The sequence below is a fragment of the Mesorhizobium bavaricum genome, from assembly GCF_056781655.1.
This window is the reverse complement of record NZ_CM165566.1, coordinates 4,974,170-4,998,461: the sequence shown is the minus strand read 5'-3', so window position 1 is coordinate 4,998,461 and position 24,292 is coordinate 4,974,170. Positions and strand designations below refer to the sequence as shown.

General features: G+C 58.9%; 7 protein-coding genes. 3 read left to right on the top strand and 4 right to left on the bottom strand.

Annotated elements, in window-relative coordinates:
• Positions 1–213: 213 nt before the first annotated feature.
• From AC1RZR_RS24535 to AC1RZR_RS24520, 3 genes are all read left to right on the top strand, one after another.
• Entirely contained in the window at positions 214–14,430 is a 14,217-nt protein-coding gene (locus AC1RZR_RS24535) for a cadherin-like domain-containing protein (protein WP_481826252.1), read from the top strand.
• Positions 14,431–14,482: 52 nt separating this feature from the next.
• Entirely contained in the window at positions 14,483–15,865 is a 1,383-nt protein-coding gene (locus AC1RZR_RS24525) for a DUF8370 family protein (protein ID WP_488657412.1), read from the top strand.
• Positions 15,866–15,949: 84 nt separating this feature from the next.
• Positions 15,950–16,990, top strand: coding sequence for a hypothetical protein (locus AC1RZR_RS24520; protein ID WP_481826249.1), 1,041 nt, complete (start codon positions 15,950–15,952; stop codon positions 16,988–16,990).
• Between the two features lie 96 nt (positions 16,991–17,086).
• On the opposite strand, the gene AC1RZR_RS24515 is transcribed toward AC1RZR_RS24520, so the two are convergent.
• The 4 genes from AC1RZR_RS24515 to AC1RZR_RS24500 form a co-directional block, all read right to left on the bottom strand.
• Positions 17,087–17,614: a hypothetical protein gene (locus AC1RZR_RS24515; protein WP_481826248.1), complete on the bottom strand. Its 528-nt coding sequence runs from the start codon at positions 17,612–17,614 to the stop codon at positions 17,087–17,089.
• A gap of 695 nt (positions 17,615–18,309) precedes the next feature.
• A complete protein-coding gene (locus AC1RZR_RS24510; protein ID WP_481826247.1) occupies positions 18,310–18,537 on the bottom strand; it encodes a hypothetical protein in 228 nt (75 codons plus the stop codon).
• A gap of 290 nt (positions 18,538–18,827) precedes the next feature.
• Positions 18,828–21,101, bottom strand: coding sequence for a beta strand repeat-containing protein (locus AC1RZR_RS24505; RefSeq protein ID WP_481826246.1), 2,274 nt, complete (start codon positions 21,099–21,101; stop codon positions 18,828–18,830).
• A 395-nt stretch (positions 21,102–21,496) separates the two neighbouring features.
• A complete protein-coding gene (locus tag AC1RZR_RS24500; protein ID WP_481826245.1) occupies positions 21,497–24,124 on the bottom strand; it encodes a beta strand repeat-containing protein in 2,628 nt (875 codons plus the stop codon).
• Between the last annotated feature and the right edge of the window lie 168 nt (positions 24,125–24,292).

Below are 24,292 nucleotides of genomic sequence, written 5' to 3'. Positions count from 1 at the left end.
CTGAAGGCCGCCACGCATCCCACATCCAGCCAAGAAGTCGCTACGAAGTTCCGGGATCCCGTCTGCAAAACGCTGAGAACAACTATGAACTAGGCCGACTCCACCCAAATGGGGGTTTCGTAGCGCAACTGACCGCCGGAATATGAGGATTCAAACGGCAATTTGGCCGGACAACAGTGGCGAATGCCAGCTCGGTAATTGGGGGAGGCGGGAATGGCAAATATCATTAACTTTGCAGACGCTGCTGGGACGACGGTTTCGTTCTCCTTTTCAGAGGATCAGCTCGCATTCGATGGAGGTTTCTCCGCAAGTGAGCTGACGTTCTTGCAGCTTGGGTCGGATGTGGTTGTGACGTGCAACGGCACCACAGTCACACTCGCTACTGTCACCATAGATGAACTTCTGGATGCTAATTTCGCATTCGCCGACGGCAGCGTCGTTCGTTTCGATACTTCTAACCAGCTGACTGGGTCTGACCAAGCCGACTATTTCTATTTTCGCAACACCGGTTCTGACACTGTAACCGCTGGCGCTGCGGACGACACAATCGTCGTGGGTGATCACCTAGATCCGACTGATGCCATAGATGGCGGCGGCGGCAACGATACGGTGATCGTTTCTGGCAGTCTCTCGGTCCCGCTTTTGCCAACAACGATCACTGAGGTCGAAAATATCGTCTATCAGGGCGGGGGAACATTCAATCTAACGCTCAGCAACGAGGCGGTCTCAAGCGCATTGGGCGGAGCTCTCGCCGTTGATGGCTCGGCTGAAGGTCAGAACGACCATCTAATCGTTGATGGCAGTTTGGTTTCCTCGGGTAGTCTGCGCCTGATTGGAGGCGACGGATCGGATACATTTACTGGAGGTACGGGTGCTGACACCCTCGTGGGTGGTGATGGCAGCGACATAATCTTTGGAGGTGGTGGCGCCGACACAATCGAAGGCGGTCTTGGCGCTGACACGATGACGGGCGGCGGCGGTAACGACGTCTACAAGTTTGGGTTCGGTATCCCGCGCAGCGAATCCTCGCCCTCGACAGTCGACACCATCACCGATTTCGAGGGAATGGGCGGGGTCGGTGGCGACCTCATCGACTTGCCCAGTTTCTACGGCAATCTACCTCTGGCCTTCAACTTGGCGCAGCTCGACTTCAGCTATACGCAGGGCGTTCCATCAGGATCGTTCTTGTCGCCCGACGGCTTCGCTGACATCTCCTGGCACTACACGACCATCGGAAACTGGGCCGGCATCGAAATCTGGGTCGATGCCGACGATGACGGCCAGTTTGGCGAGCAGGACATGCTCATTCATCTGACGAATAGCAATCCCGCCGCCACACTCGTCGCCGCCGACTTTTCCGACTCTCTCATAGTGTACCGAGGCACAGATCAGGCTGACCCTACTTATGAGGGCTCGGAAGTTGGCAACATTGGCTTCGGCCAGGGTGGTGACGACGTCCTGAACGGCAATGGTGGCAATGACCAACTCCATGGCGGCGACGGGATTGACACGCTGAACGGCGGTAGCGGCGACGATCAGCTCTTCGGCGATGACGGCATCGACACGCTGAATGGCGGGCTAAATAACGATACGCTCGCGGGAGGATTGGGCGACGACATCCTGAACGGGGACGAAGGCAACGACACCCTCATCGGCGGACTTGGCGCCGATGATCTGCACGGCGGCGACAATGATGACACGCTCATCGGCGGGCTTGACGTTAGCGGCAACGGCGACCTGTCTGCCAACACGCTTGATGGCGGCATTGGCAACGACTCTCTTTACGGAGATGCCGGTCACGATGAACTTCACGGTGGCGACGGCAACGATACTCTCTCTGGCAATGACGGTGTTGATCACCTCTTCGGTGATGCCAATGATGACACGCTGCAGGGTGGTACGGGCGACGACACGCTTGAGGGCGGCGCTGGCACCGACGTGCTCGACGGCGGAGATGGAACAGACATCCTCACTGGTGATGGTGACGCGGATGTTTTCCGCTTCTTTAGTGCGAGCTCCTCGACGCTGGCGGGAATCGATCACGTCACCGATTTCAGACAGTCCGAGGGCGACAAGCTCGATCTCTCCGTCGGGCGTGGCACTCCCGGCTCGTATGACGGCGGGCCACTGGTGTTCATGGGGCAACTCGGAGCCACTTTTACCGGAACGCTTGGGGACCAGTTCATCGGGGCTGTCACCCCTGATGGTGTCTTGCAGGGAAGCGATCTCGGGACAGGGTTTTCACAAATTTGGTGGAAAGAACTCAACGGCCACACGTATCTTTATGGAGACACCAACGGCAATTTCGAACTCGACGGAACCGACCTGGTCGTCCAGTTGGATGGCCCTAACATTCAGCTCACCAAACTGGATTTCCTGCCCGAAAATTTCAAGGTGATTGTCGGAACGCAGGGTCCGGATCTGATTCCGGGCACTTCCGGTGATGATGTCATCTACTCGGTCGGTGGCGACGACACCGTGAACGGCCTCGCCGGCAATGACGTCATCTACGGTGGCGATGGCATCGACACGCTGAATGGTGGGTTGGATAACGACCAGCTCGACGGCCAAGCCGGCGACGATTTCCTGAACGGCGACGAAGGCAGCGACACTCTCGTTGGCGGGCTCGGCGCCGATACGCTGCACGGCGGTGATGACGCCGACACGCTCATCGGTGGCCTTGCCAACCTAACTGGCGACACTGCGGTCAATAAGCTGTTTGGTGAGCTTGGCAATGACAATCTCTACGGTGACGCCGGCCACGACGAACTCCATGGTGGTGGCGACAATGACACGATCTTTGGCAACGATGGGGGTGATGAGCTCGCCGGCGAGGATGGCGCAGACACGCTCTACGGCGGAGCTGGCATCGATCAACTCGACGGCGGGTCCGGTACGGATACGCTCGACGGTGGCGATGGTGCCGATACCCTGACCGGCGACACGGAAGCCGACATCTTCAGGGTCTTGTCGGCCTCGCAATCGACGTTTGCCGCGCATGACACGATCACCGACTTCAAAGTTGAAGACGGCGACAAGCTCGATCTCTCCGTCGGGCGTGGCACTCCCGGCTCGTATGACGGCGGGCCACTGGTGTTCATGGGGCAACTCGGAGCCACTTTTACCGGAACGCTTGGGGACCAGTTCATCGGGGCTGTCACCCCTGATGGTGTCTTGCAGGGAAGCGATCTCGGGACAGGGTTTTCACAAATTTGGTGGAAAGAACTCAACGGCCACACGTATCTTTATGGAGACACCAACGGCAATTTCGAACTCGACGGAACCGACCTGGTCGTCCAGTTGGATGGCCCTAACATTCAGCTCACCAAACTGGATTTCCTGCCCGAAAATTTCAAGGTGATTGTCGGAACGCAGGGTCCGGATCTGATTCCGGGCACTTCCGGTGATGATGTCATCTACTCGGTCGGTGGCGACGACACCGTGAACGGCCTCGCCGGCAATGACGTCATCTACGGTGGCGATGGCATCGACACGCTGAATGGTGGGTTGGATAACGACCAGCTCGACGGCCAAGCCGGCGACGATTTCCTGAACGGCGACGAAGGCAGCGACACTCTCGTTGGCGGGCTCGGCGCCGATACGCTGCACGGCGGTGATGACGCCGACACGCTCATCGGTGGCCTTGCCAACCTAACTGGCGACACTGCGGTCAATAAGCTGTTTGGTGAGCTTGGCAATGACAATCTCTACGGTGACGCCGGCCACGACGAACTCCATGGTGGTGGCGACAATGACACGATCTTTGGCAACGATGGGGGTGATGAGCTCGCCGGCGAGGATGGCGCAGACACGCTCTACGGCGGAGCTGGCATCGATCAACTCGACGGCGGGTCCGGTACGGATACGCTCGACGGTGGCGATGGTGCCGATACCCTGACCGGCGACACGGAAGCCGACATCTTCAGGGTCTTGTCGGCCTCGCAATCGACGTTTGCCGCGCATGACACGATCACCGACTTCAAAGTTGAAGACGGCGACAAGCTCGATCTCTCCGTCGGGCGTGGCACTCCCGGCTCGTATGACGGCGGGCCACTGGTGTTCATGGGGCAACTCGGAGCCACTTTTACCGGAACGCTTGGGGACCAGTTCATCGGGGCTGTCACCCCTGATGGTGTCTTGCAGGGAAGCGATCTCGGGACAGGGTTTTCACAAATTTGGTGGAAAGAACTCAACGGCCACACGTATCTTTATGGAGACACCAACGGCAATTTCGAACTCGACGGAACCGACCTGGTCGTCCAGTTGGATGGCCCTAACATTCAGCTCACCAAACTGGATTTCCTGCCCGAAAATTTCAAGGTGATTGTCGGAACGCAGGGTCCGGATCTGATTCCGGGCACTTCCGGTGATGATGTCATCTACTCGGTCGGTGGCGACGACACCGTGAACGGCCTCGCCGGCAATGACGTCATCTACGGTGGCGATGGCATCGACACGCTGAATGGTGGGTTGGATAACGACCAGCTCGACGGCCAAGCCGGCGACGATTTCCTGAACGGCGACGAAGGCAGCGACACTCTCGTTGGCGGGCTCGGCGCCGATACGCTGCACGGCGGTGATGACGCCGACACGCTCATCGGTGGCCTTGCCAACCTAACTGGCGACACTGCGGTCAATAAGCTGTTTGGTGAGCTTGGCAATGACAATCTCTACGGTGACGCCGGCCACGACGAACTCCATGGTGGTGGCGACAATGACACGATCTTTGGCAACGATGGGGGTGATGAGCTCGCCGGCGAGGATGGCGCAGACACGCTCTACGGCGGAGCTGGCATCGATCAACTCGACGGCGGGTCCGGTACGGATACGCTCGACGGTGGCGATGGTGCCGATACCCTGACCGGCGACACGGAAGCCGACATCTTCAGGGTCTTGTCGGCCTCGCAATCGACGTTTGCCGCGCATGACACGATCACCGACTTCAAAGTTGAAGACGGCGACAAGCTCGATCTCTCCGTCGGGCGTGGCACTCCCGGCTCGTATGACGGCGGGCCACTGGTGTTTCGTGGCGAGATCGCGCTCGCTAATTTCGATCCCGCAGTCGACACCCTTTCGATAGGCACAGCGCTCGGAGGAGCCGATATCGGTGACGGATTTACCCAGATCTGGTGGACGCATGTCGGTGCCGACACGATTCTCATCGGCGACATCAACAACAACTTCGTGCTCGATGCTGATGATCTCTTCGTTGAACTCACCGGCACGTCAACCGACCTATCAGAAGCCGACTTCCTGCCCGACAATTTCATTGCGCTGGTTGGTCGCAACATCGATGAAGTGATCCCAGGCACCCCAAAAGACGACATCATCTACGCGGTCGGTGGCGACGACACGGTGAACGGCCTCGCCGGCAATGACGTCATCTACGGTGGCGATGGCATCGACACGCTGAATGGTGGGTTGGGTAACGACCAGCTCGACGGCCAAGCCGGCGACGACATCTTGAACGGCGACGAAGGCAGCGACATGCTTATCGGTGGACTCGGCGCCGATACGCTCCACGGCGGCGACGACGCCGACACGCTCATCGGTGGCCTTGCCAACCTAACTGGCGACACTGCGGTCAATAGGCTGTTTGGCGAACTCGGCGATGACACTCTCTATGGCGATTCCGGTGCCGACGAACTCCACGGCGGCGGCGACAATGACACGATATATGGCAACGACGGCAACGACCAGATCTTCGGAGACCAGGGCGTCGACGCCATTTATGGCGGCAACGGCAATGACATCGTCGTCATCGAGCGAGCTACACATTACGCGCTGGGGGAGACAATTGACGGCGGCGTGGGCTTTGACACGATCCGTTTCGCCAGCACCATAGCCAACGATACACTTGCGCTACGTGCAGGGGTCGCCTCCATTGAGGAAGTTGTCATTTCTGACGTGTTTGGCAGCACCACTGGGACAACTGCGCTCAATCTTGACGCGAGCAGCCTCACATATGGCCTCAGCCTGACGGGCAATGCCGGAGCGAACACAATCGTCGGAACGGCTTTCGACGACGTCATCAATGGTGGCCGCGGGGTCGACGTTCTGGACGGCGGAGGTGGCAATGATGTCGTCAGCTACAGTGATCGGGTTGACGCCGTAATCATAACACTGAACGGCACCTCGGACGCCGTCGCGATCGTGGGCGGCGTGTCGGAGGACACAATTCGCAATTTCGAGGGTGTGACGGGAGGTGGCGGCAACGACTCGCTTACCGGCGACGCACTGGCGAACGTCCTCTCTGGTTCAGCCGGCAATGACGCAATCGATGGTGGCGGGGGTGACGACACGGTTGTGTATGCGGGCCCCTGGAGGAACTACACGATCAGCGTTTCGTCTGGTGTTTACACGATCGCTGACAACGTGGGTGCGGATGGCACTGACACCGTGTCGAACATCGAGAACTTCGCTTTCTCCAACGGCACCTTCTTGGCCGCCGAGATTATCAACGACGCCCCTGCTGGCGTGATTGATGACAATGCTTCAGACAGCGTGGCCGAAGCGGGAGGTGTGGCCAACAGCACGACGGGCGATGCCATAGCCTCAGGAAACGTCCTCGGCAACGACACAGATGCCGACTTGAGTTTAGGCGACACGTTGGCCGTCAGTGGCGCGCGCGCAGGACCTGAAGCCTCAGGCGCTGCGTTCACGTCCGTTTCTGGTCCAACCACCCTCATCGGAACCTACGGCACACTGCTGATAGGTGTAGATGGCAGCTACGTTTATTCGCTCGACGACAACGACCTAGACACCCAAGCCCTCGCGGGCGGAGCGGCGGTGACCGATTCGTTCACCTATCGGGTCATCGATGTCAAAGGTGGGACCGACACTTCCCAGATCGACATCGCCATCACTGGCAGCAACGATGCGCCAACCACCACGACGGTGACCTTGACAGGGGTTGCGGAGGATTCCAGTGCCCGGCTCATCACTCGGAGCGAGCTGTTGGCAAACGCCACCGATGCCGAGGGTGACAGCCTCGCGGTCACCAGCCTGGCCATCGTTTCCGGCACCGGCTCGTTGATCGACAATGGCGACGGCACCTGGAACTACACGCCGGCCGCCAATGACGACACGGATGTGTCCTTCTCCTACACGGTCAGCGACGGCAACGGCGGCAGTGTCGCCGGCTCCGCCAGCCTCGACATCACCCCCGTCAACGACGCACCGACCACCGCGGCGGTGACCCTGGCACCCATCGCCGAGGATTCCGGTGCCCGGCTCATCACTCAGAGCGAGTTGTTGGCCAACGCCACTGATGCTGAGGGCGACGGCCTCGGGGCCACCAGCCTGGCCATCGCTTCCGGCACCGGCTCGTTGGTCGACAATGGCGACGGCACCTGGAACTACACGCCGGCAGCAAATGACGACACGGATGTGTCCTTCTCCTACACGGTCAGCGACGGCCACGGCGGGAGCGTCGCCGGCTCTGCGAGCCTTGACATCACGCCAGGCGTCAACGTTGCGCCGACCACCACGGCGGTGACCCTGGCATCGATCGCCGAGGATTCCGGCATCCTGGTCATCACACAGGCAGAGCTTCTGGCTAATGCCACCGATGCCGACGGCGATAGCCTCACGGCCACCAGCCTGGCCATCGCCTCCGGCAACGGTTCGTTGATCGACAATGGCGACGGCACCTGGAACTACACGCCGGCCGCCAATGACGACACGGATGTGGCCTTCTCCTACACGGTCAGCGACGGTAACGGCGGCGGCGTCGCCGGTTCCGCCAGCCTCGACATCACCCCGGTCAACGACGCGCCGGATCTAACGCCGAACACGCCGACTCGGGTTACCTATACCGGAGGCGCAGTTGGCTTGCTTCCGACAGCGCACATCACCGATCCGGACAGTCCGGCCAATTTCGTTGGCGGGCAGATTACCGTCTCGCTGTCCGGTGGAGATCCGGGCGACCGCTTCAGCATCATGAACAACCTGCCTACGGGCAACGTGCAAGTTGGGTACGTCAACGGCATTCTGCATTTTACAGTCGATGGCGTCGACGTCGGAACAGTGTCCGGACTTGGCACCACAAATATGTACTTTACCCTTAACAGCAATGCGACGGCAGCTGCAGTTGACGGACTGCTAAAGTCGCTCGTTCTGGATAACTTCTATCAAATCATTACAGATGCGCCGCGTACGGCTACCATCACGTTTAGTGATGGAGGAAACACTGGTTCTGGCGGAGCTTTGACTGACAGTGTTTTGATTGAAATCTCGCCTGTTGCTACAAATCATCCTCCTTCGATTGTCTCTAACGGCGGCGGAGACGATGCATCAATCAACATTGCCGAGAACACGACCGCGGTGACCACTGTCACAGCAACAGATCCGGATGCTGGTGATACGCTTATCCACTCCATCGTCGGAGGGTTTGACGCCAACCTGTTTTCGATTGACGGCCAGTCGGGCGCATTGTCTTTCGTGACGGCGCCAGATTTTGAGAACCCGAATCTCAACGGCGGGATCTTCGATCAGTTCTATCAGGTCGTCGTGCAGGCTGGAGATGGCCATGGCGGCCTGGACACCCAGACCATTACGGTCACCGTGACCAACGTCAATGACAATGCTCCGGTGTTCAGTTCGGGCACGACCGCCAGCTTCGCCGAGAACGGCACGGGCGTGGCCTATGACGCGAACGCCAACGATGCCGACAATCTCGGTGCGCTGACCTATTCGCTGGACGGCACGGACGCTGCGCTGTTTGACATCAACGCCTCCACAGGTGAGATCACCTTCAAGGCGGCGCCCGACTTCGAGACCCCGCTCGATCAAGATGCCAGCAACGTCTACGACATCACCGTCACCGCCTCCGACGGCACGCTGAGCACGGGCCAGGGGGTCGCAATTACGGTGATCGATGCACCGAATACGATCATCGGTGACGAATTTGACAACGTGCTTGTTGGGACCAGCGAAGACGAAACTATTCTTGGACTCGGCGGAAACGACACGATCTCAGGCGGGGGTGGCGACGACAACTTGCGCGGCGGGTCAGGATCAGATGTCCTCGATGGCGGCGAAGGAAATGATATCATCCATTACAGCATCCTTGACAGTGCTTTGGGTGACACGATCGACGGTGGAGCAGGATTCGACACCGTCTCGGTCGAAGGGAACAACAGCGACCTCTACCGGACAAGCATCACAGGCATAGAGCGCCTGGCGTTCGATACCATTTCTGCCGCAACGGTATGGCTCAGCAGCGACAATGTCGGAGCGGGTCAGATAAATACCTTCGTGGGCAGCTCATTTTTCGACCAGGTATCCGTGCGCGTCACCTCCCTTTCGGGAGGAACGGCTGACCTTAGTGCCGCTGTATTCCAGAACTGGGGCCCGAATGACAGTATCGAGCTGATAGGCTCCAACGCCAACGACGTTTTGATTGGCTCCGCGGTCAATGATGTTATTTTCGGCAGTCTTGGCGCTGACATCATCCAGGGTGGGGCAGGCAACGACCGGTTCAGCTTCAATACCGGGGATGTTGCAAGCGGTGAATCGATTGACGGCGGGGGCGGCGCGGATGATCTGCTCATCTTCGGCAACAACGACTTCCGCCTGGCCACCCTCGGGTCGATTGAATCTTTGAGCTTCGGTGGAGCAGCCATTCCTGCGATCGTCACTTTTTCCTCGACGCAGATTGGATCGGGATTGTCTCAGAATGCGTCCGTCGGGGGCAATGGCGGAGCCAACGCAATCAACATTTTGATGGATGCACCGGGAACTCTCGATATCGGAGCATGGACCTTTTCGAACTGGAGTTCCAACGACTCAATTTATATGGGCGGGTCGTTATCGGCAGACACGCTTATTGGGTCATCCCAAGCAGACGAGATCCAAGGGAACTTCGGCAACGACATACTAATCGGCGGGGATGGGGATGACCAACTCGCCGGGCAATATGACGTCGACACCCTTACCGGCGGCGGCGGCGTCGATACATTTGCCGGAAGTGTCACCGATTGGAATGGAGATCGGATCACCGACTACGGATACGGTGAGAAAATCATGGTCGCCTTCGGATCCGCCTCCCCAAGCGACTATCGTCTTCGCACGACAGCAACGGATACATTCATCGACATCGATGGGAACGGCGACGGGGTTTTTGACAGTACCATCGTGCTCTCCGGCGAAATCAATGGCGTTTTGACCGTGACACCGGCGGCCGATCCTGATTATGCCCAACTTGTGATCACGCAAAATACCGCTCCGGTCATCACCTCGAATGGCGGAGGTGATACCGCTCAGATCTCGATTGCGGAGAACACCACGGCGGTGACCAGCGTCACGGCGACCGATCCGGATGCGGGAGCTACGCTCACCTATTCGATCATCGGCGGCCCCGATGCCGCGCTGTTCCAGATTGATCCCGGCAATGGTGCGCTGAATTTCCAGACGGCACCCGACTTTGAGGCTCCCGGAGATGCTGGCGGCGACAACGTCTACGACGTGACGATCGCGGTTTCCGATGGCAATCTTGTCGACAATCAGTCGCTTTCAATAACTGTTACAGATGTTGCGGGACAGACGATAACGGGTACCAACGCCGGCCAGACCCACACCGGGACACCAGAGTCCGACACGATCTTGGGACTTGGCGGGAACGACATTCTCAATGGGCTTGGCGGCGACGACATGCTGAATGGCGGGACGGGTGCCGACACCATGATCGGCGGCGCAGGCACCGACACTTACGTTGTCGACAACATGGGAGACATCGTCGACGAGACGGGCGGTGACGGCACCGACCTGGTTCGCTCTTCGATTGCTTTCAACCTTTCGGATGCCCTCCACGTCTTGGGGGACGTCGAGAACCTGACGCTGACCGGCACGGCCAACCTGGCCGGCACTGGCAATGCGCTTGCCAACGTGATCACCGGCAACACCGGCAACAACACCTTGGCGGGGCTTGGCGGTGCCGACACTCTGATCGGTGACGTGGGCACCGACACGGCCAGCTATGCGGCGTCGGCGGCTGGTGTGAACATCAGCCTCATGACCGGTCTGGCTCAAGGCGGCGATGCCGAAGGCGACGCCTTCTCCAGCATCGAGGGCCTTCTGGGCTCCGCACAGAACGACACGCTCGAGGGCGATGGCGGCAACAACGTGCTGAACGGCGGCGCCGGCATCGATACGCTGAGCTACGAGCACGCGATTGCGGCCATCACGGCGAGCCTTGCGACGGCGGCGGCCCAGAACACTATTGGCGCGGGCAGCGATACCCTCTCCGGCTTCGAGAACCTGATCGGCTCGGCATTCGGCGACACGCTGACGGGCAGCACGGCAGCCAACGTGATCTCCGGCCTGGGCGGCGACGACGTGCTGAATGGCGGGACGGGTGCCGACACCATGATCGGCGGCGCAGGCACCGACACTTACGTTGTCGACAACATGGGAGACATCGTCGACGAGACGGGCGGTGACGGCACCGACCTGGTTCGCTCGTCGATTGCTTTCAACCTTTCGGATGCCCTCCACGTCTTGGGGGACGTCGAGAACCTGACGCTGACCGGCACGGCCAACCTGGCCGGCACTGGCAATGCGCTTGCCAACGTGATCACCGGCAACACCGGCAACAACACCTTGGCCGGTCTTGGCGGCGCCGACACTCTGATCGGTGACGTGGGCACCGACACGGCCAGTTATGCGGCGTCGGCGGCTGGTGTGAATGTCAGCCTGATGACCGGTCTGGCTCAAGGCGGCGATGCCGAAGGCGACGCCTTCTCCAGCATCGAGGGCCTTCTGGGCTCCGCACAGAACGACACGCTCGAGGGCGATGGCGGCAACAACGTGCTGAACGGCGGCGCTGGCATCGATACGCTGAGCTACGAGCACGCGACCGCGGCCATCACGGCGAGCCTTGCGACGGCGGCGGCCCAGAACACTATTGGCGCGGGCAGCGATACCCTCTCCGGCTTCGAGAACCTGATCGGCTCGGCATTCGGCGACACGCTGACGGGCAGCACGGCAGCCAACGTGATCTCCGGCCTGGGCGGCGACGACGTGCTGAATGGCGGGACGGGTGCCGACACCATGATCGGCGGCGCAGGCACCGACACTTACGTTGTCGACAACATGGGAGACATCGTCGACGAGACGGGCGGTGACGGCACCGACCTGGTTCGCTCGTCGATTGCTTTCAACCTTTCGGATGCCCTCCACGTCTTGGGGGACGTCGAGAACCTGACGCTGACCGGCACGGCCAACCTGGCCGGCACTGGCAATGCGCTTGCCAACGTGATCACCGGCAACACCGGCAACAACACCTTGGCCGGTCTTGGCGGCGCCGACACTCTGATCGGTGACGTGGGCACCGACACGGCCAGTTATGCGGCGTCGGCGGCTGGTGTGAATGTCAGCCTCATGACCGGTCTGGCTCAAGGCGGCGATGCCGAAGGCGACGCCTTCTCCAGCATCGAGGGCCTTCTGGGCTCCGCACAGAACGACACGCTCGAGGGCGATGGCGGCAACAACGTGCTGAACGGCGGCGCTGGCATCGATACGCTGAGCTACGAGCACGCGATCGCGGCCATCACGGCGAGCCTTGCGACGACGGCGGCCCAGAACACTATTGGCGCGGGCAGCGATACCCTCTCCGGCTTCGAGAACCTGATCGGCTCGGCATTCGGCGACACGCTGACGGGCAGCACGGCAGCCAATGTGATCGCCGGCCTGGACGGCGACGACCTGATCAATGGCGGTGCTGGCGCTGACCGTATGCTCGGCGGCGCAGGCAGCGACACTTACGTTGTCGACAACACCGGAGACATCGTGGACGAGACGGGCGGTGACGGCATCGATCTGGTTCGCTCTTCGATTGCTTTCAATCTCTCCGATGCCCTGCACGTCTTTGGAAGCGTCGAGAACCTGACGCTGACAGGGACGGCCAATTTGGCTGGCACCGGCAATGCGCTCGCCAACGTGATCACCGGCAACACCGGCAACAACACCCTGGCCGGTCTTGGCGGTGCCGATACGCTCATCGGTGACGCAGGGACCGACACGGCCAGCTATGCGGCGTCGGCGGCTGGTGTGAATGTCAGCCTGATGACCGGCCTGGCTCAAGGCGGCGATGCCGAAGGCGACACCTTCTCCGGCATTGAGGGGCTTGTGGGCTCTGCACAGAACGATACGCTCGAGGGCGATGGCGGCAACAACGTGCTGAACGGCGGCGCCGGCATCGATACGCTGAGCTACGAGCACGCGATCGCGGCCATCACGGCGAGCCTTGCGACGACGGCGGCCCAAAACACCATTGGCGCCGGCAGCGACACACTCTCAGCCTTCGAGAACCTGATCGGCTCGGCATTCGGCGACACGCTGACGGGCAGCACGGCAGCCAATGTGATCGCCGGCCTGGACGGCGACGACCTGATCAATGGCGGAACGGGCGCTGACACCATGCTCGGCGGCGCCGGCAGCGACACTTACGTTGTCGACAACGCTGGAGATATCGTCGACGAGACCGGCGGTGACGGCATCGATCTGGTTCGCTCGTCGATTGCTTTCAACCTTTCGGATGCCCTCCACGTCTTGGGGGACGTCGAGAACCTGACGCTGACCGGCACGGCCAACCTGGCCGGCACTGGCAACGCGCTTGCCAACGTGATCACCGGCAACACCGGCAACAACACCCTGGCCGGTCTTGGCGGCGCCGACACTCTGATCGGTGACGTGGGCATCGACACGGCCAGCTATGCGGCGTCGGCGGCTGGTGTGAACGTCAGCCTGATGACCGGCATAAGCCATGGCGGCGATGCCGAAGGCGACACCTTTTCCAGCATCGAGGGCCTTCTGGGCTCTGCGCAGAACGATACGCTCGAGGGCGATGGCGGCAACAACGTGCTGAACGGCGGCGCCGGCATCGATACGCTGAGCTACGAGCACGCGACCGCGGCCATCACGGCGAGCCTTGCCACAACGGTCGCCCAGAACACCATTGGCGCTGGAAGCGACACACTCTCAGCATTCGAGAACCTGACCGGCTCGGCATTCGGCGACACGCTGACGGGCAACGGTTCTAACAACAACATATCCGGACTTGCAGGAAACGATGCAATCAACGGCGGAGCAGGCACAGACATCCTTATCGGAGGTATTGGAAACGACCGATTTGTCTTCAGCGCAGTTGCAGATAGCAATCCATCGACCTGGGATACGCTGAACGACTTCCAGCATGGGTCCGACAGCATCGATGTGTCGGCAATTGACGCCAACAGCTCTGTGGGAGGCAATCAAGCTTTTGGGTTCGGAGGTCAGAACAATAGTATTGTCGCCCATGCGTTAACGTGGTTTGAGTCTGGCGGCAACACGATCGTCCAGGCTGATGCAAATGGAGATGCTGTAGCAGATATACTTATTGTGCTATCTGGAAATAATTTGAGTATTAGTTCATCTGATTTTATTTTGTAGTGCTAAAATGCAAAATAAAAAAGTATAATGTGCAGATGTCGGTAATAATTCTCTGTGGATCTTCAGGGCTGATCGCGATAAGTGTCTGCTACAGAGACGAGTCACGAGATGGGCAAGGGCGGCCAAGGTCGATGAAACCTTCCGCCAGGAAAGCCTGATCGGCACCGTATTTGAGGCCGCATCGTTCTCAGAAACAGGCAATGAAGGTGCCGGCCTTGGAATCGATTTCGCCAGGAATCTGCATGCCAACCTGCATGTTATCTTTTCCGATTTTGGCGCAGAGAGGATCAGTGAAAGTAGTCACCTCGAAAAGGTTTGCCTGGTTTCGGATGGAGTTGGCCGCGACAACATCAGCGACTTCACCACGAACCTGATCAAAGATTTCCTGTGCCGTTATACCGAGAAGTTTGCCACAGACCATCTGCCGGTCGACGCGGTGCGGGAGGTATGGGTCGATCGCGCGATGTTCAATTACAAGACGCAGAGTTGGTCTCGGGCCCGCTACAAGCTGCCTTGGGTCAATGGCGACTTAGTGATCCTCACCCCGAGGGACATACTCACCCGCGACGAAAACTGGATCAATCGGGGCGATCTGATCACTGGCTTCGAAGAAATCCCTGAGGCCATATCTGACACCGAGCTAAGGGCGTCAGTTTTCAATTATTTCGAGTTAGAGCTTCATCGAAGGAGAAAAGCGGAGGAGGCTCCCGACCCGAGAATGAGTCGGCGTGCGAAAGTGGGGAGAAGACCTACTAAAAAAGAACGCTCAGCTGCCGTGGTTGCAACCATGCAGAAATTTCCTCAGATCATCGACTACTACATCCGCCTCAAGGAGATCCGCGGCGATGAGGCGAAGGATGTCAGTGAGGAAAAGGTTCTCGCGATCGAATATCTGTTCATCCGGCAGCTGCAGGAGCTCCAATCAGTCCTGTTAGCGGAAACAGATTTTTATAAGGTCGGCAAGACGACGCACGACGAAGCGCACGCGCGCCTGGCCTACCTCAAGGATGTCATCGAGCACAAAGGCGGGCACCGCTTTTTCTACGATGATAAAGGCGAGCCAATCGAACGCGAAAAGGATCTCCATGTCCTCTATCGCCTGGTGTGGTTTGGCACGCCTTCTGACGCCGGCGCGGAAGCGAATGACGGCCGAGGGCCGGTGAACTTTAAGATTAGCCCGGGCCGAGACAAGACCCTGGTCGAGATGAAGCTGGCGAAGAATACCAGGCTCGAGCAGAACCTGGCCAACCAAGCAGAGATTTACCAGGCGGCGAGCGATGCGATGCTGGCCATCAAGGCGATCATCTACTTTACCGCAGCTGAGCTGGTGCGGGTGAAGGGTATTCTCAAGAAGCTCGGGTTGGAGGAGAGCAAGGACGTGGTTCTGATCGATGCGCGGCGTGACAATAAGCCTTCGGCATCAAAGGCCGCATGACAGTCGCCGCGCCAGAGTCCCTAGAACGAAACAACTGGTTGCAAGTGGGCACCACGCGCCCCGTGCCTACGACGGAGGAGGAATATGTTCGAGTTGGTAACTGACCGAAGCACGCTTGAGCAGGCGAGGGAGACGTTGGGCCGCGCCATAAGCAGCGATGCGCTCGCGTCCACGCAGACCATCTCCACGCCGGGAGGCAAAATCGTCGACGCGCCGGTCTACTATCGTCCTGACCTCGAAATGTGGGGCAGTATCGCGGACCACCTATGGAGCGGCAACAGATATTTCTGCGGATTCGGCGTCGGCGCGCCCACCTGGCAGCCTGCCATAGAGATCAATATTCCGGTGAGGCGGCTGCTTAGCTGCAACGGACAGGTGGTCAAGGACGAAAAAGGTGATCTCTACTTCGCTCACAAAGGGGGGCTTGGAGGCGGTAAATATTCGGTTCCGGCCAGCGCCTTCTCAGACCTTATTCGAGGTTTCGAGCGCGAGGAAATCAAAGACGCAAGCAAGTTGGTGCTTCTCTTCGTCCTCGGTCGGATAGAGCCGACCCGATTACCAATCAAGCTTCCGAATTTTGTGCGAGAGGCTGCCCGGATCCGTGAACTACGCCGCAATTTGCCCGCCTATCGGACGGCACTGATTGCCTCGGGCGTACCCCCGGAAGAGGCGGGTAAGGCTGGTACTCACGACTACCGGCCCGAAAACGACCAGGACGGCTTCTATTCTGTCCAGCGCCAGATAGCCTTTAAACGGATCCACGGGAAAGTCCAAAAGGGTCTTGCGACAGAACTTAGACGGCTAGGGCTATCTTACGGGAACAAGCGTCTCTCCGGAAACATTGCCCCTGATCTGTTCCTCCAGGACAAGAATGGGAAAGCGACAGTTGTGTTCGAGATCAAAGTACCGCCGGGGGCACAGAGCACGTTCACGGCGATTGGGCAGCTCATCGTCTATACGGTTGATCAGGGCACCGATGTCCGCCGGGTGTTGGTCTCCCGTGGTCTGCCTGCGAGTCCATTGTTCTCGGAGGCATTGGAAAAGACGAAGATCGAGCATCTTCGCTTTGAGATCGACGGCAACAGGATAGAATTCCCTGACCTGCAGAAACTGCTCAACGCCTAGCGAATCACCTCCTGAGATATCGAGCGCAGGTCGCTCAAAGAGGATTTTCCGACGGGGAGGTGGTCTCTCGGTGTAAAATACCCATTTCACACTGAATCAGTTTAGCCCAGACTGAAGCCACGTTGCTGTTTTCGGTGGGAAAGTCGTTATGATTACGGCGCCGCCCCATGAAAACAGAATTCCTAGTGCGCCTCGACTGTCAATCCGGTCCAGACTTGGCGCAAACGGGTCGCGGCCTCCAGTGCCATTGCTGTAACGAAATTTCAGGCTGGACAACGCGCATCGATCGCTCTGCTGTTCGAACAGAACCAGCACATCGGACTGCGAAATAGTGCAGCATCGCCGGTTTGCTCGATAGCGGGCCATCGCCCAAAGATACTTCGCCCAATGGCGCCGGTATCCGTCTGCTGCCCGCTCAGTTTGGGCGATGTTGGCGCAATCAGAGTCGGCCAGCTTTTCAGCGTAGGCCGTATCGAACAGCGGCGATGTTGGGTCAGGCCAACGAGCCAGCGGCGATGTTGGGTCAGGCAAACGAGCCAGCGGCGATCCACGCCGTTTGAAATAATACCGGACCGTTCCGTCTCTGTTTTGGCGGGAGGTCAAATGGGGAACGACGTTGCACATAACTATCTGCACCGGCACGCTTATGGGATGACATTACGCACACCGGAATGCTGCATCCGTTTGAAATCCTCCGATCTGCCGAAAAGGTGGAATTCCGAGGCGAGGCTTCCAGATGCCTGGGCTCCAGCGCCGGGCCGGAGTTCCAGTCGAATCGACCAGCTGATCTGATGCGGGAAGCGGATTTTGGGACATAAGTGCTGATTTCTCCGAACGCCGCGTGAAGATGGTCGATGGCCAGGTCCGCAAAACCGGCGTGAGCACCCCCAGCCGCGGCTACTCCTAGGATTATCCCTAGGACTTCCTCGTGCACTCAGCCGACAAGAGGCCCTCACTCGCGGAGTATCTTCCGCTGACGGAGTAGGGGCCCTGTCGGTGTAAACAGCCATTTCACACTCAAAGCGCCTCAAACGAATTTCGGTGCTTTTAACCGTGGTTGCTAACCGCCCCCGGTGTGCGGCAGTTGCAAATTGTCTGACATTTGAGCGGTAGGCGTGAGATTTACGAAGTGCTCTTCGGTTCAATGAACCTGAAAAGTCGAACACAGGCAGAACAACATGCCTAAAACGGCATATTGCGAAGTGCTCTTTTCCCGGATTTCCAAGGGTTTCAGTGGGGAGCCCACCGTTTACACCGAAGATGTCGGCGGTTCGAGCCCGTCATCGCCCACCATTCCACAGAATCCTTCCGCTGCCGCGTCAATGGCGAAGCGTGCGACAGGGTGCGGCTGGCCGCCCGTTGGCGGCGGCTTCACAGACGCGGCTGAGGTCGGCGCGGATATTGTCGGAGTTCAACAGTTCGGTCGCCTCCGGATAGCCCTCGGCAACCAATGTGGCGATGATGATGGCCGGACTGCCATGGGTACCGCTTTCCGTCAGCACATGCGCCCGCTGAAAGATGTGATCGGTTCTGAGTGGATTCATCATTTCCAGCCCCTCTGCCGGTTGTTGCCTGATCAACAACCTTTGAGAGGTGCTTGCGTTCCGTACTGTTTTCGCAGGTGAGGCTTGTCACACAGGGAGTGGAACCGCTGGATCGGTAGGGGATACTGCACGATCCTTGTAATTCTGCCACTGGGCAGATCCGTTGAACCGAGAGTTGTGCGTTTTGGCCGGCTGAAGCCACCGGCCCATGCGCAAAAGGCGGCGCGATGTAAAATGCGCTCGATCGCGCCGGCCGCTCCGAAAGCAGAGCGGCCAGGCGTAACCGCTCTCCCTCACACCACGACGAAATCGGCGTTGGTCAGCGCCAGGTTTGCGGCCAGTGTGGCGAAGTGGGTGGAACCACCCGCCGCACTGCCGTTGCTGTCATAGGTGAGCCAGCCGGTGTCGGTCTCGTAGATGATGTGATCGTCGCCGTCGCCGGCAAGACCTGTGGTGTTCTTGACGAACTGGTTGGCCGTCAGCGTGCCGTTGCCGCCAAGCGCTGCAAAGATCAAATTGTCGACCTGGACGGTGTCGTCGGCGACTGAGAAGTCGGTGATGGTATCGACATTGGTCGAGGCATTGAGCGCCGTGGTGAAGACGAAGCTGTCCTGACCCTGCGCGCCGGACAGCGTGTCGTTGCCGCTGAGCCCGTTGATGATGTTGTTGCCGGAATTGCCGCCGATGACGTTGGCGATGGAATTGCCGGTGCCGTTGATGTTCCCTGTGCTGCGCAGCTGCAGGTTTTCCAGCTCCTGGCCGGAGAGATTGAAGCTGACATAGGCCTGCACATTGTCGGTGCCTTGACCAATCACATCGACCACGTGATCGCCGGCATTGTCGACATAATAGGTGTCGTTGCCCTGAGCGCCGCTCATCGTGTCGGCGCCGCCAAGGCCGTTGATGATGTTGTTGCCACTGTTGCCATTGATGATGTTGGCAATCGAATTGCCGGTGCCGTTGATGGATGCGGCGCCGCGCAATTGCAGGTTCTCCAGCTCCTGACCGGAGAGGTTGAAGCTGACATAGGCCTGCACATTGTCGGTGCCCTGGCCGACGGTTTCGATGACCTGATCGCCGGCATTGTCGACATAGTAGGTGTCGTTTTCGCCACCTCCACGCATGGTATCGACGCCTGTGCCACCATCCAGAAGATCGGCTCCCCGGCCGCCGTTCAACGTGTCGTTTCCAGCTTCGCCGTAAATTGAGTCATTGCCGTAGTGCGTGTCGCTGGAACCATCACGTTCATCGCCCCAGAGCGTGTCGTTACCGTCGTGTCCCATCAGAACATCGTTGCCGCCACGGCCACGCATCTTATTGTCAGCCGCGTTGCCATAAAGCGCGTCGTTGAACGTGGTTCCACGCGCGTCATTCACGCCGACCAATGTGTCGTAGCCGATGAAGAGGTTGCTCTCATCCATGTCGTGGGCATAGCCGCCCTGCAGATCGACCAGAACCGCGCCGTCCGCCTGGTTGTAGTTGACCCGGCCTCCCGCCCCGGCGAGGAATTTTACAACGTCGTTCCCGGCCGTGAGATAGAAATCCATGTAGCCGCCGAACGTGTTGGTAAAGGAGGCATCGACGATGAAAGTGTCTCCAAAGGATGTGTCGTCGATGGCATGAATGCCGGATACGCGATCGACACCACCTTGCCCATCTGCGATGGCAAAACCAATGGCATTGGATCCGGCCGCAAGGCCGGCGCGGGCCTGTGCCGTGAGGTTGGCCACGACGGCAGTCGCCGCGTCGTCATAGCGGGTCTCGACATAATCGATGTCGGTGTTTCCGGATGTCTGTGCAATGATTCTGTCATTGCCCTGGTCCCCCGACACGGTACCGGAAACCACCGTCACGGTGTCGTTGCCGTTGCCGCCGCGCAAGAAATCGTAAACGTCCACAGTGGCCGACACGCCGCCATTGATTGTATCGGCGCCATCGCCGCCCGCAAGATAGTTGCTGCCGGTTGTGCCTGTAATGGTGTCGGCGAACTGGGTGCCTTCAGCATCCTCGATGCCGCTCAGGGTGTCCGTGAAGCCCCAGCCGTCGACGGCAATGCCGGTCGCCAAATTGATCGTTGCACCATGTGTGATGATGCCACCACCGTCGACGTCGACTCCATAGTCAAGACCGTCGTCCCTGTACGAAACCATATCTTCGCCGGCGCCGCCAATTATGGTGTCGGTGCCGCTTCCCGCAAACACTGTGCCACCGTTTGATCCCATATGGATGATGTCGTTGCCCGCCCTCGCAAACGCCCAAAAGGCGACATTTGCCATCGTGATGTTGTCTGCGAAGTAGCTGGCGTTCAGCCCCTCGACGCTGTTGAGCGTATCGGTGTTGCCCAGGCCGTCGGTGACGACACCGGTCTGCATGTTGATGGTCAGGCCGTTCGTGTAGTTCTCGTAGATGACGTCATCGATTCCATCCCCTCCATTCACCTGGTCATTGCCGCCAATCGCCATGATAATGTAGTCGTCGCCGGCCAATGCGTTGATGGTGTCGTCGCCGACCAGGTCCTGAACGCCGGGATTGATGTCGTTGCCGATGGTTCCGTTGATGACAGCCATTTTAGCCCTCCCGTGCTGTTTGGCATTATCCCAAGGATGATTGTATCCGAAGGTTGTATTAGAGTCATCTTATATAAAAGGCCGTAGAACCAAACTGTTCCGCGCCAAGAGTGCCCAGGATTTTATTTCCAATTGTATTGTCGGGCAGCATCGAAGTTTTTCGAGGAAGCACTACAGTTGGAAGCGCCAGGGCGCTCACTGGACGGCTCGACTCTCAAGAGCGTCATGAAAACAGGAAGAGCAGAAGCCGCACCGGCAGAGGTGGGCGCCTGCTGGAGTGCTTGTTGGTCTAGCGATTTGTTAAACGGCGGACCGTCGCAACCACCATTGGTTCTCGTTAAGATTTGCAACGCTCGCTCTGGTTCCTGGAGCAAGCTTAGTTGTTATTCAGCCTCTCACACCACGACGAAATCGGCGTTGGTGAGCGCGAGGTTTGTGGCCAGCGTGGCGAAATGGGTGGAACCACCCGCCGCACTGCCGTTGCTGTCATAGTAGAGCCAGCCCGTGTCGGTCTCGTAGATGATGTGATCGTCGCCGTCGCCGGCAAGACCAGTGGTGTTCTTGACGAACTGGTTGGCCGTCAGCGTGCCGTTGCCGCCAAGCGCTGCAAAGATCAAATTGTCGGCCTGGATGGTGTCGTCGACCACCGCGAAGTCGGTGATGGTATCGACATTGGTCAAGGCGTCGAGCGCTGTATGGAAAACGAAGAAGTCGCTGCCAGTTCCGCCGATCAGTGTGTCGTTGCCCAGGTGGCCGTCGAGGACGTCGTTGCCCGCGCCGGCAGTCAGGATGTTGTCGTGCCCGCCGCCAAATATCTGATCCGCAAACTGCGTACCGGTGACATTGCGGATATTGGTTACGAAATCCGTATTCCCAAACGAATCCGTTGCGGTATCGGCTGCCACCCCCAGTTGCGAGCCGCCAGCCCAGAGATTGACGACGATACCATGTACTGCGCCGCTGTTGACGTCGGTACTGTAGTCGACCGTGTCAAGGCCGGAATTGCCATTGATCGTGTCATTTCCACGTCCGCCAATCAGCCTGTCGTCGCCTGAGTTGCCGTTGATGATGTCATTCCCGTCTCCCCCAATGAGCGTGTCGTTCCCGTCCCTGCCGCTTATTGTATCGTTGCCGCCTCCGCCGATGAGAACGTTGACGAAACCATCGCCGGTCAATGTGTCGCCACCACTGCCGCCGGTGACATTCTCGATGTTGCGAACAGTATCTTCCGCGATCCCGCCGATCGTGACTTGAGCGTCAACGGCCTTGGTTAGACTTACAGCAACAGCGGCGACCTGGTTGGCGTAGTCGGCCGTGTCGAGGCCATCTCCACCATCCATAACATCATGACCGAGGCCTCCTCTGAAGATATCGTTGCCGCCGAGGCCCAAAAGTGTATTTACACCGCTGTTGCCAGTGATGATGTTGGCAATCGAATTGCCGGTGCCGTTGATGTTCGCCGCGCCTGTCAGTGTCAGGGTCTCCAGCTCCTGGCCGGAGAGATTGAAGGAGACGGAACTGAAGACGTTGTCGGTGCCCTGGCCAGTCAGGTCTATGACATGGTCCCCGGCATTGTCGACATAATAGGTGTCGTTGCCTTGAGCGCCGCTCATCGTGTCGGCGCCGCCAAGGCCGTTGATGATGTTGTTGCCGGAATTGCCGTTGATGATGTTGGCAATCGAATTGCCGGTGCCGTTGATGTTCCCCGAGCTGCGCAGCTGCAGGTTCTCGAGTTCCTGGCCGGAGAGGTTGAAGGAGACATAGGCCTGCACATTGTCGGTGCCCTGGCCGGTGGTTTCAACCACGTGATCGCCGGCATTGTCGACATAATAGGTGTCGTTGCCGATGCCGCCTTGCATGGTGTCGGCGCCCGCCTTGCCGTCCAGCGTATCGTTGCCGCCGAGACCGATCAGCGTGTTGATGCCTGAATTGCCGGTGATGACGTTGGCGATTGAATTGCCGGTGCCGTTGATGGACGCCGCGCCGGTCAATGTCAGGGTCTCCAGTTCCTGGCCGGAGAGGTTGAAGGTGATCGAACTGAAGACGTTGTCGGTGCCCTGGCCAGTCAGGTCTATGACTTTGTCGCCGGCATTGTCGACATAGTAGGTGTCGCTGCCGAGACCACCTTGCATGGTGTCAGCGCCGCCAAGGCCGTTGATGACGTTGTTACCGCTGTTGCCGGTGATGATGTTGGCAATCGAGTTGCCGGTGCCGTTGATGGACGCCACGCCGATCAATGTCAGGGTCTCGAGTTCCTGTCCGGAGAGATTGAAGGAGACCGCGCTGAACACGTTGTCGGTGCCCTGGCCAGTCACGTCGATGACTTGGTCGCCGGCATTGTCGACATAGTAGGTGTCGTTGCCGAGACCGCCCTGCATGGTGTCTGCGCCGCCAAGGCCGTTGATGACGTTGTTGCCGGTTGTGCCGGTGATGGTGTCCGCGAACTGGCTGCCTTCAGCGTTCTCGATGCCGCTCAGGGTGTCAGTGAAGCCCCAGCCGTCAATTGCAATGCCGGTCGCCAGATTGATCGTTGCACCATGTGTGATGATGCCGCCGCCGTCGGCGTCGACTCCAAGGTCAAAGCCGTCGTCCCAATAGGAAATCGTATCCACGCCGGCGCCGCCAACTATGGTGTCGGTGCCGCTTCCGGCCATTACCCTGCCGCCGTTTGATCCCATCTGGATGGTGTCGTTGCCCGCCCTCGCAAACGCCCAAAAGCCGTCATCTCGCATCGTGATGTTGTCTGCGAAGTAGCTGGCGTTCAGCCCCTCGACACTGTCGAGCGTATCGGTGTTGCCCAGGCCGTCGGTGACGACACCAGTCTGCATGTTGATGGTCAGGCCATTTGTGTAAGCCTCGTAGACAACGTCATCCTCCCCGTCCCCTCCATTCACCTGGTCGTTGCCGCCAATCGCCATGAAAATTAAGTCGTTACCGGCCAATGCGTTGATGGTGTCGTCGCCGACCAGGTCCTGAACGCCGGGGTTGATGTCGTCGCCGATAGTTCCGTTGATGACAGCCATTTTAGCCCTCCCGTGCTGTTTGGCATTATCTCAAGGATGATTGTATCCGAAGGTTGTATTAGAGTCATCTCATATAGAGAGCCGTAGAATCATTCTGTTCTGCGCCAACGAGGTGCCCAGAAATTATAATTCCAATAGTATTGTTGAGGATAAAAGAAACTTTTCAAT